Source organism: Streptomyces sp. 7-21, assembly GCF_016741785.1.
Taxonomy (GTDB): Bacteria; Actinomycetota; Actinomycetes; order Streptomycetales; family Streptomycetaceae; genus Streptomyces.
This window is the reverse complement of sequence record NZ_JAERRL010000005.1, coordinates 362152-376328: the sequence shown is the minus strand read 5'-3', so window position 1 is coordinate 376328 and position 14177 is coordinate 362152. Positions and strand designations below refer to the sequence as shown.

At 69.7% G+C, this 14177-nt stretch carries 10 protein-coding genes and 1 tRNA gene; 2 read left to right on the top strand and 9 right to left on the bottom strand.

The genetic code is table 11. The features are described 5' to 3' along the window. Nucleotides 1-5: 5 nt before the first annotated feature. The 4 genes from JK356_RS09275 to JK356_RS09260 all read right to left on the bottom strand — a co-directional run bounded on the left by JK356_RS09275 (nt 6) and on the right by JK356_RS09260 (nt 4632). Complete coding sequence (locus JK356_RS09275; protein WP_201867102.1) at nt 6-1448, bottom strand: branched-chain amino acid ABC transporter permease; 1443 nt, start codon at nt 1446-1448, stop codon at nt 6-8. After that, the gene (locus JK356_RS09270; RefSeq protein ID WP_201867101.1) at nt 1445-2368 is read right to left on the bottom strand and encodes a branched-chain amino acid ABC transporter permease; all 924 of its coding nucleotides are present in this window, start codon (nt 2366-2368) and stop codon (nt 1445-1447) included. Before JK356_RS09270 ends, JK356_RS09275 begins: the two co-directional genes overlap by 4 nt. 102 nt (nt 2369-2470) lie before the next feature. Further along, a complete protein-coding gene (locus JK356_RS09265; protein WP_201867100.1) occupies nt 2471-3619 on the bottom strand; it encodes a branched-chain amino acid ABC transporter substrate-binding protein in 1149 nt (382 codons plus the stop codon). A gap of 323 nt (nt 3620-3942) precedes the next feature. Next, nucleotides 3943-4632: an ANTAR domain-containing response regulator gene (locus tag JK356_RS09260; RefSeq protein WP_201867099.1), complete on the bottom strand. Its 690-nt coding sequence runs from the start codon at nt 4630-4632 to the stop codon at nt 3943-3945. Between the two features lie 93 nt (nt 4633-4725). Between JK356_RS09260 and JK356_RS09255 the strand changes: the two genes are divergently transcribed. Together JK356_RS09255 and JK356_RS09250 are read left to right on the top strand one after the other, a co-directional pair. After that, nucleotides 4726-4809 (top strand) — tRNA-Leu (locus JK356_RS09255). A 73-nt stretch (nt 4810-4882) separates the two neighbouring features. Further along, nucleotides 4883-5662, top strand: a complete 780-nt coding sequence (locus JK356_RS09250) for a helix-turn-helix domain-containing protein (RefSeq protein ID WP_201867098.1) — start codon at nt 4883-4885, stop codon at nt 5660-5662. A 6-nt stretch (nt 5663-5668) separates the two neighbouring features. Here JK356_RS09250 and JK356_RS09245 read toward each other — a convergent pair whose 3' ends face one another. The 5 genes from JK356_RS09245 to pepN form a co-directional block, all read right to left on the bottom strand. Continuing rightward, nucleotides 5669-6403 (bottom strand): cupin domain-containing protein, encoded by a 735-nt coding sequence (locus tag JK356_RS09245; RefSeq protein ID WP_201867097.1) that lies wholly within the window; start codon nt 6401-6403, stop codon nt 5669-5671. A 221-nt stretch (nt 6404-6624) separates the two neighbouring features. Beyond that, nucleotides 6625-8058 carry a pyruvate kinase gene (gene pyk / locus JK356_RS09240; protein WP_201867096.1) on the bottom strand — a complete coding sequence of 478 codons (1434 nt, stop codon included), beginning with the start codon at nt 8056-8058 and terminating at the stop codon, nt 6625-6627. Between the two features lie 87 nt (nt 8059-8145). Continuing rightward, nucleotides 8146-9573, bottom strand: coding sequence for a lysine N(6)-hydroxylase/L-ornithine N(5)-oxygenase family protein (locus JK356_RS09235; RefSeq protein ID WP_201867095.1), 1428 nt, complete (start codon nt 9571-9573; stop codon nt 8146-8148). Next, on the bottom strand, nt 9570-11033 hold the full coding sequence (locus JK356_RS09230) for a pyridoxal-dependent decarboxylase (RefSeq protein ID WP_201867094.1): 1464 nt from the start codon (nt 11031-11033) through the stop codon (nt 9570-9572). The genes JK356_RS09235 and JK356_RS09230 overlap by 4 nt, the downstream gene beginning before the upstream one ends. Before the next feature lie 199 nt (nt 11034-11232). Continuing rightward, nucleotides 11233-13782, bottom strand: a complete 2550-nt coding sequence (pepN, locus tag JK356_RS09225; RefSeq protein WP_201867093.1) for an aminopeptidase N — start codon at nt 13780-13782, stop codon at nt 11233-11235. Nucleotides 13783-14177 lie beyond the last annotated feature (395 nt).

Below are 14177 nucleotides of genomic sequence, written 5' to 3'. Positions count from 1 at the left end.
ACCGCTCACGCCTTCTCACCCCCCGACACCGACGCCGACACCGACGCCGACGCCGGAACGCCCTCCGCCAGCCGCAGCTCCCGCTGCCGCCGCCGCGACGGAATCAGCCCCTGCGGCCGGTAAATCATCATCACCACGAGCACCGCCCCCAGATACATGTAACGGTCCGCCGGATCCACCGAATCCCGCAGCGCCTCCGGCAGCCACACCAGCAACGCCGCCCCCGCCATCACACCCGGAATCGACCCCATGCCGCCGAAAATCACATACGACAGCACCAGCACCGACATCAGAACAACGAACATCTCCGAGTTGATGAACCCCTGCTTGCTCGCGTAGATCACACCCGCCACACCCGACGTCGACGCCCCGATCGCAAACGCCAGCAGCTTGAACCGCACCGTGTCCACCCCCGACGCCGCCGCCGCGATCTCATCCTCACGGATCGCCGTCCACGACCGCCCCACCCGCGAATGCTCAAGCCGCATAAACAAAAACACAATCAGCACCGCGAACCCGAGCTGCAACCAGTAATACGGCACCGGATCCAGCCCCCACTCATACGACAGGAAACCCAGATCCAGCGAAAAGTTGTCCACCCGCTCCGGCGACGTCCCCCGGGTACCCCCCGTCACATCCGTCCAGTTCCGCGCCATCAGATACACAATCTCGTGAAAACCCAGCGTCACAATCGCTAGATAGTCACCCCGAAGCCGCAGCGTCGGCGCCCCCAGCAACACCCCCGCGATCAAGCACGTCACCACCGCCACCGGAATCACCAGAAAGTTATTCAGCTCCACCGGCGGCCTCACCGGCAGCGCACCCGTCCAGTACGCCGCGCTGTACGCCCCGATCGCAAAGAACGCGATAAACCCCAGATCCAGCATCCCCGCCCAGCCGATCACGACATTCAGCCCGATCGCCAGCAGCACATACACACCGATCTGGTCCACCAGCACCTGCTGCCAGTACGTCGCCACCATCAACGGCAGAAACACCAGAAACAGCAGCAACGCCGCCATCCCGCCCCACCGCAGCCGCCGGTCACGCCGCACCAACTCCGCGACATACCGCACCCCCCGCACCACCATCACCGGCAGCCACACATGCACCGCCCACCACGGCGCCCCCTGCAGCCCCAGCGCCTCACGCGGCCCCGCCACCGGCCGCGCCGCCCCCTCACGCACCCCCGACACCACACCCCGCACCCAGTCGTGCAGAAACTCCCGCACCACCCAGACCAGCAGCGCCACCCCCAGCCACAGCCACATCCCCGGCCCTGTAGCATTCGCCTCCAGCGCCGCGAACAGATCCCCCCTGACCCCCTGCTCCCCCGTCACCTGCGCCAGCACCACCGCCGTCACCAGCAGCGCCCCCAGCCGACGCCACCGCGGCCGCTGATACCACGCCCTCTTCCGCAGCCCCGCCACGGACACACCCGCGCTCACGCCGCCCTCCCCACACGCTCACCCAGGATCCCCGTCGGCCGGAACATCAGCACCAGCACCAGCACCGCAAACGCGCCCACATACCGCCACGAATCACTCGTCAGCTCCACCGTGAACGCCTCCACGATCCCCAGCGTCAAACCACCCAGCATCGCCCCGCGAACATTCCCGATGCCCCCCAGCACCGCCGCCGCAAACGCCGTAATCCCGGGGAGAAAACCCATCGTGTACTCCACCTGAAGATTCGTCCCGAACAAGAACCCGGCGACCCCACCCATCAGCCCCCCGAGCACAAACGTCCGCGACACCACCTTGTCAATATCCACCCCCATCAGCGACGCCACCTCCGGATCCTGCGCCACCGCCCGGATACCCGACCCCAGCTTCGTCCGGTTCACCACAAAATCGACGCCCACCAGCATCAGCACCGCCGCCACCACGATGATCGCCTGCGTCACATTCACCGACGCACCAAACACCGAAAACAACCGGCGATTCTCATACATATCCGGCATCGGAATCGGCTGACGCCCGAACAGCTTCCCCGCCAGGTTGTACAGGAAGAACGACGCCCCCACCGCCGTAATCAAAAAAACCAGCCGCGGCGCATGCCGCCGCCGCAACGGACGGTACGCCACCCGCTCCAGACCGAACGCAACCACACCCCCCAGCGCCGCCCCCGCACACATCCCCAGCACCACATACCACGCCGACTGCACCACCGACGGCTCAGCCACCGGCTCCACAATCGTCAGCGCAATCAGCCCACCAAACCCCCCCGACATAAACACCTCGCTATGCGCGAAGTTCAGCAGCTGCAGCACGCCATACACCAGCGTGTAACCAATCGCAATCACCGCATACAGCGAACCCAGCACCACGCCCAGGACAAGAACGTCCCAAAAATCCGAAGGAGACATGCACGGACTTCCTCAACAAGAGAACCGGACCAGACACCACGGCCGCACCCGGCCGGCACGAGCCACACGACCCGCACCGGCCAGGCCCACCAGCGACCGCTTTTAGCCGCCCACCAGCTCGCTCGTCTCCCCCAGATAACCGATCTCCCCACCCTCAACCTGGTAGAAGTAGATCGTCTCGTTCGCCAGCGCCCCGCTCTCCGTAAACGAGAACGTCTTCGTCAGCCCCTCGTACTCAGCATTCGCCAGCGCCTCGTACAGCTCCTCACGCGACGGATCCCCACCCAGCTCCGCAATCGTCTCAATGATCATGTTCGTCGCGTCGTACGACTCCGCCGAGTACGTCCCCGGCGCCACCCCGAACTCCTCCTCGTACCGCTCCGCGAACGCCTGCGTCGCCTGGTTCTCCGACGCATCCGTACACGGGCAGGTCAGATACCAGCCCTCCACCGCGCCCCCCGCCAGATTCAGCAGCTCCGGGTCGTTCGAACCGTCCCCCGACACCCCGATCCCGTCGAAGCCCGCCTCCTGCAAACGCGTCGCGAACGGACCAAGCGCCGCATAGTAACCCGCGTAAATCAGGGCATCAGCACCGGAGTTCACCACCGTCCGCGCGGCGCTGCCGTAATCCACCGTGTCCTCCGGCACGCTCTCCCGCAGCACCTCGATCCCCGCATCCGCAAGGTCCGCCGCCGCGACATCCGCCAGACCCTCCCCGTACGGCGTCACGTTGTCCACGACCATCACGGTCTCCACGCCGTCCTGCGCCGCCAGGAACTCAGCCATCGCCGCCCCTTGCAGACTGTCCGCCGGAACCGCCTGCAGGAACGTCGGAAAACCCTGCTCCGTCAACGACGGATCCGTCGCCGACGTCGACACCGCCGCCAGCCCCGCCTCACCGAACAACGGCCCGGCGACATTCGCCGGGCCGGAGAAAGCGGGACCGATCACAGCCGCCACCGCCGGGTCATCGATCGCCCGCTGCGCCGCCGTGTTGGCCTGCCCCTCCTGCCCCGCGTCGTCCGTCGGGAAGTACTCAATCTCGAAGTCATAGTCCCCCGAAGCGTTCGCCTCATCGATCGCCAGCTGAATGCCGCGCTCCATGTTCTCCCCCAGCGCGACGTTGTCCCCTGAAAGCGGCCCCTGAAAGGCGATCTTGACCGCATCGCTTCCGCCACCGCCGCATCCGGTCAGCAGCAACGCACCGGCCGCGACGGGTATCGCGCACCTCACGACGGTTCTTCCGAGCACGACAAAACCCCCTGGAAGCGGACCTAGCAACAACGAACAAGCCGCACCGATGACACGCACCAACGAACACCGGTGCGGCGTGCAGCGGAATCTATTGCCCCGGAAGCTTCACAGACACTCCACGGCGACAGTTGTGATCTCCTCGTGACCTGCGCCACATGCCCGAAACACAACACGACCCGCCGGTAAGCGGATGATCCAGCCAAGATCGGCCTTATGCCAGGCAAAACAGAAGCGCGCCCCAGAAAAGGGACGCGCCATACCACTACGTATCAAGTTATGGGCAGTTTTACCTGCACTCGCCCACAGAGACGAAACCTAAGTTACTTCTGGGACTTCTGCTGTTTCTGCGCCTTTTCAGCCGCGTCCTGGAGCACGGCCTCCGCCACCTGCCGCATCGACAGCCGGCGGTCCATCGACGTCTTCTGGATCCACCGGAACGCCGCCGGCTCCGTCAGCCCGTACTGCGTCTGCAGCACGCTCTTCGCCCGGTCCACCAGCTTCCGCGTCTCCAGCCGCTGCGTCAGGTCCGCCACCTCGCCGCTCAACGCCTTCAGCTCATGGAACCGCGACACCGCGATCTCGATGGCCGGAACCACGTCACTCTTGCTGAACGGCTTCACCAGGTACGCCATCGCACCCGCGTCCCTGGCCCGCTCCACCAGCTCCCGCTGCGAGAACGCCGTCAGCATCAGCACCGGCGCGATCGCCTCGGCAGCGATCTTCTCCGCCGCCGAGATCCCGTCCATCACCGGCATCTTCACGTCCAGGATCACCAGGTCCGGCCGCAGCTCCCGGGCCAGCTCCACGGCACGCTCGCCATCCGACGCCTCACCGACGACGGAGTAGCCCTCCTCCTCCAGCATCTCTTTGAGATCCATCCGGATCAGGGCCTCGTCCTCGGCGATCACGACACGCGTCGTCTGCGGCGGCACGTGCGCGTCGCTCCCCTCCGCAGCAGAGGCGGCTTCGGCGGGAGTGGGGTTCTCATCCGGAACGTCGGGGGTGCTCACGCTGCTCCTCGGTTCGTACAAGGTGGCCACTGACGAGGGTACCTAGTGGCTTGCGGCTGCCAGGAACGGATAGACTTCTGTGGCGATGAACATGCCGGGTTGGTGGAACCGGGATACACAGAGGTCTCAAACACCTCCGCCCGATAGGGCATGCGGGTTCGAATCCCGCACCCGGCACAAGGGTCACTCAGCCGAGTGATGTTCTTCCTTCTCTTCCCCTCGGCACTGGCCCGTCTGCGACTGTGCGCGTGTGAAGTCCTATCCCCCCGCCATCCGTACGGAAGCGCTCACACTGCTGAGAGGCGGTGCCACGGTAGCCTCGGTCGCCGAGCGACTCCGGGTCCCGCCTGGCACGATCTCCTGGTGGCGCTCTGAAGAACGCCGGTCCCTCGGTGTGCCCTTCCAGCGACCGCACGACTGCCCACGCTGCACACCCCGTGATTTCGACGAGCGCGCCTACGTCTACCTCCTCGGGTTGTATCTAGGGGACGGCCACATCGTTTCCCGTCCTGGTCAGCATCATCTCTCGATCTTCTGTGACGACCTCTGGCCCGGTCTGATCACGGCAGCCGAAGACGCCATGAGGGCCGTGATGGTCACGCCGCGGATCCGGCACCGTCAGCTGAAGGGCTGCACGGAAGTGAAGTCGTTCACACACCACTGGACATGCCTCTTCCCTCAGCACGGTGCAGGGAGGAAGCACGACCGCCATATCGCGCTGGAGCCCTGGCAGCACGCGCTCGTGGATCGATACGCCTGGGCATTCATCCGGGGCTGCATCCACTCCGACGGCTGCCGCGTCACCAACTGGACGACCAAGTCAGTCGCGGGCGAGAGGAAACGGTACGAATACGCTCGGTACTTCTTCAGTAACCGCTCTGACGACATCCGAGGGCTCTTTACCTATGCTCTCGACCTGGTAGGGGCCGAGTGGAGAATCCTGGAACGCAACGGCGCTCCGTTCAACGTCTCGATCGCCCGCAAGGCGTCCGTGGCGCTGATGGACGCGCACGTGGGGCCCAAGTACTGACCCGCGTCAGGCCGGGAGCGTGACGCCGGGGACCTCGTACTCCTGGCGGTGGCCGCACATGCCGCAGCCAGCGGCGCGGGTCGGGCCGGTGGTGTTCATAGCGGCCTGCCACAGGTGGGTGGGGTCGCCCTTCTCCAGAGCGTCGAGGTGTGCGCCGGTCCGTTCGGCGGCGGCGAGCGCCCCGTCGCGCCAGCGGGCGCGCCAGGCGGCGACGCGGCCGGAGACGAGACGGGCGGCGGCGGCGTGGAAGGCGCGCAGCGGTTCGGGGTCGCCGTCGCGGAGGGCGTCACGGATGGGCAGGTAGCCCTCGATGGCGAGGTCCCGGCGGGCGCGGGCGGCCTTCTCGGCTTCGGGGCCTTCCTTGGCGGGGAGGGCGGCGGCTTCGGCGTAGCGCTCGGGGTCGGCGAGGATCTCGGCGGGGAAGGTGAAGACGGCGTCGCCTGCTTCGGGGAGGCCGCTGTTCTGCATGAGGACGGTGACCTTGAGCCCGTCCTCGTTGATCATGCGGTGGACGGTGCCGGGGCTGAACCAGGCGATGGTGCCGGGTTCGAGGGGGGTGTGGTGGTAGCCCTGCGGGCTGAGGGTCTGGACGGCTCCCTTTCCGGCGGTGACGACGTAGGCCTCGGTGCAGGCGGTGTGCATGTGAGGGCTGCCGCCCCGGACGCCGTCGGTGGCGGTCCAGTCGTAGGGGGTGATGTGGCTCAGGCCGATGGCGCCGGGGAGGGGGTTTTCCAGGGTCATGGGCTGCTGTCCTTCTGTTCCTTACCAGGTGAGGAGCTGGCCGGCGGTCACGTGGCGGTCTCCTCGGGTGCCCGGTGGGACGTTGCCGGGGCGCCGCGCTGTCTTCGGTAAGCGCTTTCGCTGCGGGTGAGACGAGCCAATCACGGTGGTGGTGGACGTGACAAGGGGTCCCGGCGCCGGTGGCGGCGGCGGGACCCTTCAGACGTGGCACCTGTGTGGGCTCAGCGGGGGGCGTCGTCCTCGCCGACGTGGTGGACGCGGACGAGGTTGGTGGTGCCAGGGGTGGCGGGCGGCGATCCGGCCGTCATGACGACGGTGTCGCCGCGGCGGCAGCGGCCGAGGCGGAGGAGCTGCTCATCCATCTGCGCGACCATGTCGTCGGTGGTCTGCACGGTGGGGACGAGGTGGGTTTCGACGCCCCAGGTGAGGGTGAGCTGGGCGTGGGTGGCGGGGTCGGGGGTGAAGGCGATGACGGGGATGGGTGAGCGGTAGCGGGCGAGGCGGCGGGCGGTGTCGCCGCTCTGGGTGAAGGCGACGAGGAGGGTGGCCTGGAGGAAGTCGCCGATCTCGGCGGCGGCTCGGGCGACGGCGCCGCCCTGGGTGCGGGGCTTGTGGCTGTCGGCGAGGGGGGTGAGGCCGTGGGAGAGGAGGTCGTCTTCGGCGGCGGCGACGATGCGGCTCATGGTGCGCACCGTGTCGATGGGGTAGCGGCCGACGCTGGTTTCGCCGGAGAGCATGACGGCGTCGGTGCCGTCCATGATGGCGTTGGCGACGTCGGAGGCTTCGGCGCGGGTGGGGCGGGAGGACTCGATCATCGAGTCGAGCATCTGGGTGGCGACGATGACGGGTTTGGCGTTGCGTTTGGCGAGGGCGATGGCGCGCTTCTGGAGGAGGGGGACGCGTTCGAGGGGGATTTCGACGCCGAGGTCGCCGCGGGCGACCATGATGCCGTCGAAGGCGTCGATGATGTCCTGGAGGTTCTGTTCTGCTTGGGGTTTTTCGATTTTGGCGATGACGGGGAGGAATCGTCCTTCTTCGGCCATGACGCGGTGGACGTCCTTGATGTCGTCGCCGTTGCGGACGAAGGAGAGGGCGATGATGTCGGCGCCTGCGCGGAGGGCCCAGCGGAGGTCCTGGACGTCTTTGGCGGAGAGGGCGGGGACGGAGACGGCGGCGCCGGGGAGGTTGATGCCTTTGTGGTCGGAAACGAGGCCGCCTTCGGTGACGCGGGTGTGGACGCGGGGGCCGTCGACGGCGGTGACCTGGAGGGCGACGCGGCCGTCGTCGATGAGGACGCGTTCGCCGGGGGTGACGTCGGCGGCGAGGCCGCTGTAGGTGGTGCCGCAGATGTGCTGGTTGCCGGGGACGTCTTCGGTGGTGATGGTGAATTCGTCGCCGGGTTCGAGGAGTACGGGGCCTTCGAGGAAGGTGCCGAGCCGGATCTTGGGTCCCTGGAGGTCCGCGAGAATTCCGACGCTGCGGCCTTTTTCGGTGGCGGCGCGGCGGACGCGCTGGAGGCGGAGTTCGTGTTCGCGGTGGTCGCCGTGGCTCAGGTTGAGTCGGGCGACGTCCATTCCGGCTTCAACGAGCGCCGCGATGCGCTCATATGAGTCCGTGGCAGGCCCAAGTGTGCAGACGATTTTGGCTCGGCGCATAAGTCAACCCTAGGAGTTACCGATGGGTACGCTTCTATCGGGAAGTGACCACGCGACGTCCATGTTTTAAAAAGACACCCACAATTCTCAGAATGAGCGGTTTCCCGCTCTTTTGAGCTGCCGGGGCACGGTGGCCGGTTCGCGGGTGCCGTCGGCGCGCAGCCCGAAGGTGGTGAAGGCGGTGCGTTCCGGGAGCGGGTAGGCGGTGCGCTGGGTGAGGGAGTTGAGGATGACGGCGCTCCGGTGGGCGACGAGGCCGAGGTCGGGGGCGCCGACGCCGTGGGTGTGGCGTTCGGCGTTGAGGGCGTAGATGGCGCCGGTGAGGGCGGGGTCGAGGCGGAGGCGGTAGTCGGCTTCGATGACGGGGCGTCCGGCGGTGTCGCGGTGGAGGGCGGTGCCGAGGGGGCCGAGGAGGTCGTCGAGGGGGCGTTCGCGGTAGCCGGTGGCGAGGACGAGGGCGCTGGTGGTGAGGCGGGTGCGGTGGCCCTGTTCGTCGTGGCTGAGGTGGAGTTCGAGTCCGGTGGGGCCGGTGCGGCTGGCGGCGCGGAGGGTGACGCCGGGGGTGAGGCGGGCGTCGGGCCAGGTGCCGCTGAGGGTGCGCTGGTAGAGCTCGTCGTGGATGGCGGCGAGGGTGTCGTGGTCGATGGCCTTGTACAGCTGCCACTGGCGGGTGAGGAGGCGGTCGCGGGTGGGTTCGGGGAGGGCGTGGAAGTAGCGGGTGTAGTCGGGGGTGAAGTGTTCGAGGCCGAGCTTGCTGTATTCCATGGGCGCGAACGCGGGGCTGCGGGTGAGCCAGTGGAGGCGTTCGCGGCCGTGAGGGCGGTGGCGGAGGAGGTCGAGGAAGACTTCGGCGCCGGACTGGCCGGAGCCGATGACGGTGATGTGGTCGGCGGCGAGGAGGCGGGGGCGGTGGGTGAGGTAGTCGGCGCTGTGGAGGACGGGGGCGCCGTCGTCGGTGCCGAGGAGGGGCTGGAGCGGGGTGGGGACGTGGGGGGCGGTGCCGATGCCGAGGGCGAGGTTGCGGGCGTGGATGCGGTGGGTGCTGTGAGGGCTGCCGTCGGGGGTGAGGCGGGTGAGGTCGAGGGCGTAGACGGCGTGGTCGGGGAGCCAGCGGATGGCGGTGGCGCGGTGGCGGAAGTGGCAGGTGGGCAGGCGCTGGCTGACCCAGCGGCAGTAGGCGTCGTATTCGGCGCGGGGGGCGTGGAAGCGTTCGGCGAAGTAGAAGGGGTAGAGGCGCTGTTCGTGGCGGAGGTAGTTGAGGAAGGTGTAGGGGCTGGTGGGGTCGGCGAGGGTGACGAGGTCGGCGAGGAAGGGGACTTGGAGGGTGGTGCCGTCGATGAGGAGTCCGGGGTGCCAGTGGAAGGCGGGGCGTTCGTCGTAGAAGGCGGTGGTGAGGGCGGGGAGGGGGTGGGCGAGGGCGGCGAGGGAGAGGTTGGCGGGGCCGATGCCGATGCCGGCGAGGTCGAGGGGGTGGCGGGGGTCGGTGGGCTTGGTGGAGGTGGCGGGGGTGGTCATCGGGGCGGTGGTTCCTGGGTGGTGTGGGGGGTGCGGGGGGTGTCGGGGGTGTGGTCGAGGACGAGTTTGAGCAGTGCGGTGAGGTCGCTTGGCTGGGTGTGGGGGTTGAGGAGGGTGGCTTTGAGCCAGAGCGGGGGTGGCTGGTGGGGGTGGCGGGGGTGGTGGGCGCGGGCGCGGCCGAGGACGGCGCGGCCGCTGGTGAGGAGGTCGCGGCGGAGGCGGGCGACCTGGTCGTCGGTGGCGCCGGTGGGGCGGAAGAGGACGGTGCTGATGGTGGGGGGTGCGTGGAGGGTGAGGCGGGGTTCGGCGGCGATGAGGTCGGCGAGGCGCTGGGCGGTGGAGCAGGTGGCGTCGATGAGGGCGGCGAGGCCGGTGCGGCCGAGGGCGCGGAGGGTGACGGCGGTTTTGAGGATGTCGGCGCGGCGGGTGGTGCGCAGGGAGCGGCCGAGGAGGTCGGGGAGGCCGGCGTCGGTGTCGTCGGGGGCGTTGAGGTAGTCGGCGTGGTGGGCGAGGGGGCGGAAGGCGGTGGTGTCGGGGGTGGTGAGGAGGCCGGCGGGGGCGGGCTGCCAGCCGAGTTTGTGGAGGTCGAGGGTGACGGTGTCGGCGCGGTGGAGGCCGGCGAGTTTGTGGCGGTGGGTGTGGCTGAGGAGGAGTGGTCCGCCGTAGGCGGCGTCGACGTGGAGGGTGGTGGGGCGGGTGGTGCGGTGGTGGGCGACGGTGTCGGCGAGGGTGGTGAGGGGGTCGATGGCGCCGGCGTCGGTGGTGCCGGCGGTGGCGATGACGAGGGCGGGGGTGTGGGGGGTGAGGCAGGTGAGGGTGGTGTGGACGTGGTGGGGGTCGAGGACGCCGCGGGGGGTGGGCAGGACGAGGGGGGCGGGGAGGCCGAGGAGCCAGGCGGCGCGCTGGATGCTGTGGTGGGCGTTGGCGCCGCAGATGAGGGCGAGGTGGGTGCCGTGGTGTTCGCGGGCGAGGAGGGCGGCGAGGAGGTTGGATTCGGTGCCGCCGGTGGTGACGAGGGCGTCGGGGTGGGGGCCGTCGGGGTGGACGAGGGTGGCGAGTTCGCGGGTGAGGTGTTGTTCGAGGGCGGAGGCGGCGGGGGCCTGGTCCCAGGAGTCGAGTGAGGGGTTGAGGGCGCTGGCGGCCAGGTCGGCGGCGGTGGCGATGGCGAGTGGGGGGCAGTGGAGGTGGGCGGTGCAGTGGGGGTCGGCGGGGTCGGCGGCGCCGTGGGTGAGGGCGTGGATGAGGTCGCGGAGTGCGGTGTGGGGGTCGGTGCCGTGTTCGGGCAGTGCGGGGTGGAGGACGGTGGTGAGGCGGCGGGTGACGGCGTCGGGGCCGCCTGGGGGGAGGGGGCCGCCGCGGTCGGCGGCGCCGTCGGCAAGGGCGGTGAGGGTGGTGTCGAGGAGTGGCCGCAGGGCGCGGGGCCCCGCGGTGCCACCGGCGAGGGGGTGGGGCGCGGGCATGGGCGTCCTCCGTGTGTGGGCGGCGGCCGGTTGCGGTGTGTTGGCCCCAACGTACGCGGAGTAGTGGGGTGTTGGGTGGGTTGTGGGGGGTCTTCGCTCGATTGAGGGAAGCGGGGTGGCGGGGCGGGGGTCGGGTGTGGTTGGGGGCGGCGCGTGGTGGTGGCGCGCCGCCCCTTTTTTTTTTTGGGTGTGGTGGGTGTCAGTGGTCGGTGTGGTGGCGTTCGCGGACGCGGAGGGCGCGGCGGAGGTCGTCGAGCTGGTCGGTGAGGCCGCGGCGGAAGGCGGGGGTGAGGGTGGTGGTCAGGCAGTGTTCGCCGTGGCGGAGGGTGTCGTGGTCGGTGTGGGTGCGGGGGAAGGCGGTGCGGGTGGCGGCTTGGGCGAGGGCGTGGCCGCGGCGGGCGGCGAGGGCGGGGGCGTCGGTGAAGTAGCGGGTGCGGTAGGGGGCGGTGAGGTGGTGGTGTTCGGGGTGCCAGAAGCCTTGGGCGGTGGCGGTGAACAGGTAGTTGGAGAGGCGGTCGTCGGGGCCGAACATGGCGTCCCAGGCGGCTTGTTTGGCGGCGGGGTCGGGGAGGGCGGCGCGGCAGCGGGCGGCGCCTTGGGCGCCGGTGGCGCTGGGGTCGCGGGCGGTTTCGGCGTCGATTTCGTCGGGGGTGGTGGCGCCGAGTACGGCGAGGCGGTGCAGGAGGCGCCAGCGGAGTTCGGGGTCGAGGGCGGGGCCGCCGGGGACGGTGCCGTGGTGCCACCAGGAGCGGATTTCGTCGGGGGTGGTGGCGGTGTCGATGAGGGTGCGGGTGGCGACGAGGCGGCGGGCGGGGTCGGGGCTGGTGAGCAGGTCGTGGGCGAGGGCGGTGAGGGTGGCCAGGGCGGTGATGCGCTGGGTGGGGCCGAGGTAGGTGTCGGCGATGGCGGTGCGGGCGAAGGTGAGGACGGCTTCGGTGAGGGAGGTGACGGGTTCGGTGGGGAGGTGGCGGCGGGCGGTGTCCAGGTAGGCGGTGGGGTGGAGTTCGCCGTCGCGGACCATGTCGCGGAGGGCGTTCCAGACGACGGCGCGGGTGAGGGGGTCGGGGAGGGTGGAGAGGGTGTGGGTGGCGGTGGTGAGGGAGTGGGGGTCGAGGCGGATTTTGGCGTAGGTGAGGTCGCCGTCGTTGAGGACGAGGAGGCTGGGGCGGGGGCCGTTGAAGGTGTGGTGGGTGGTGGTGGTGTCGGCGGGGAGGTCGAGGTGGTGGGGGGTGCGGGGGGTGGGCTGGGGTGTGTGGGTGCCGGGGGTTTCTGGGGTCTCTGGGGTCTCTGGGGTGTCGTAGCAGCCGAGGCGCAGGCGGTGGGGGCGGGGGGTGTGGGGGTGGCTGGTGTGGGTGAGGTGGAGGGTCCAGGTGTCGTTGGCGGGGCTTTGTTCGATGGCGGGGGTGAGGGTGTCGGGTCCGGGGGTGCGGAGCCAGGCGTGGGCCCAGGCGTGGACGTCGCGGCCGGAGGCGCGGGCCATGGCGTCGATGAAGTCGTCGAGGGTGGCGTTGCTGAAGCGGTGGCGGGCGAAGTGGTCGTTGACGCCCTTGAGGAAGGTGTCGTTGCCGAGCCAGGTGACGAGCTGGCGGAGGGCGGAGGCACCTTTGGCGTAGGAGATGCCGTCGAAGTTGGTCCAGGCGGCGGCGGTGTCGGTGACGGCGCCGGGGGCGGGGGCGACGGGGTGGGTGGAGGGGCGCTGGTCGGCGTCGTAGCCCCAGGGTTTGCGGGTGGCGGCGAATTCGGTCCAAGGCTGGTAGTCGGTGGCGTCGGCGAGGACCTGGTAGCCCATGTATTCGGCGAAGGACTCGTTGAGCCAGATGTCGTCCCACCAGCGGAGGGTGACGAGGTCGCCGAACCACATGTGGGCCATTTCGTGGGCGATGACGACGCCGCGTTGTTCGCGCTGGCTGTCGGTGACGGCGGAGCGGTAGATGTAGTCGTCGCGGAGGGTGACCAGGCCGGGGTTTTCCATGGCGCCGGCGTTGAATTCGGGGACGAATGCCTGGTCGTAGGAGTCGAACGGGTAGGGCTCGTCGAAGATCTGGTGGTAGCGGTCGAAGCAGGCGCGGGTGAGGGCGAGGATTTCGCCGGCGTCCTTGTCGAGGTGTTCGGCGAGGGAGCGGCGGACGTGGAGGCCGAAGGGGATGCCGGCGTGTTCGGTGCGGATGCTGTGGTAGGGGCCGGCGGCGATGGCGATGACGTAGGTGCTCAGGGGCGGGGTGGTGGCGCAGCGCCAGCGGCCGGGCTGGCCGGGGACGGGGGTGGCGGTGCCGTTGCCGAGGACGGTCCAGTCGTCGGGGGCGGTGACGGTGACGTCGAAGACGGCTTTGAGGTCGGGCTGGTCGAAGGCGGCGAAGATGGCGGGGGCGTCGGTGAGGCAGCACATGCTGTAGAGGTAGGTGAGCCCGTCGGCGGGGTCGGTGAAGCGGTGCATGCCTTCGCCGGTGCGGGAGTAGGACATGTCGGCGGTGACGGTGAGCCGGTGGTCGCCGGGGGTGAGGCCGGTGAGGGGGAGGCGGCCGTCGGTGAGGGTGGCGGGGTCGAGGGGCTGGCCGTCGAGGGTGGCGTGGTGGAGGGTGGCGGGGCGGAGTTCGGCGAAGGTGTCGCCGGGGTGGCGGGTGGTGAAGTCGATGGTGGTGGTGGAGACGAACGTGTCGGGGCCGCGGGTGAGGTCGAGGTCGATGGTGTAGCGGTGGACGGTGAGGAGTCGGGCGCGGGCCTCGGCTTCGTCGCGTGTGAGTGCTGCCATGGGGCCATGCTGCCGCACGGTGGCGGGGGGTTGGTGTCCCGCTCCCCCGCTGGTGGGGGTGGGCGATCGCGGTGTGTCGTGGGGTCAGGTGCGGGGGCGGGTGAGGCGGGCGGCGGCGCTGTTTTCGTGAGCGGCCCAGATGGCGCGGTCAGGGCCGGGGGTGAGGGCGTAGGGGGCCGGCGCCGCTGTCGGTGACGGGGGGTTCGGTCAGGTGGGGCGGGCGGCACGGGAGGTTCCTTCGCTGGGGGTGAGGGGTGTGGCTGCCCGGCGGGAGTGGGTGGTGTCTTGTCTCCGGCACCGCGCAACCCGGTCTGGGCGGGCGGGGTTGGGCAGTGGGTTTTGCGGCGGGTGGGGTGCCGGCGGCCCTGGGGGCGTGGCGGTGGGGGCGGTGCGCG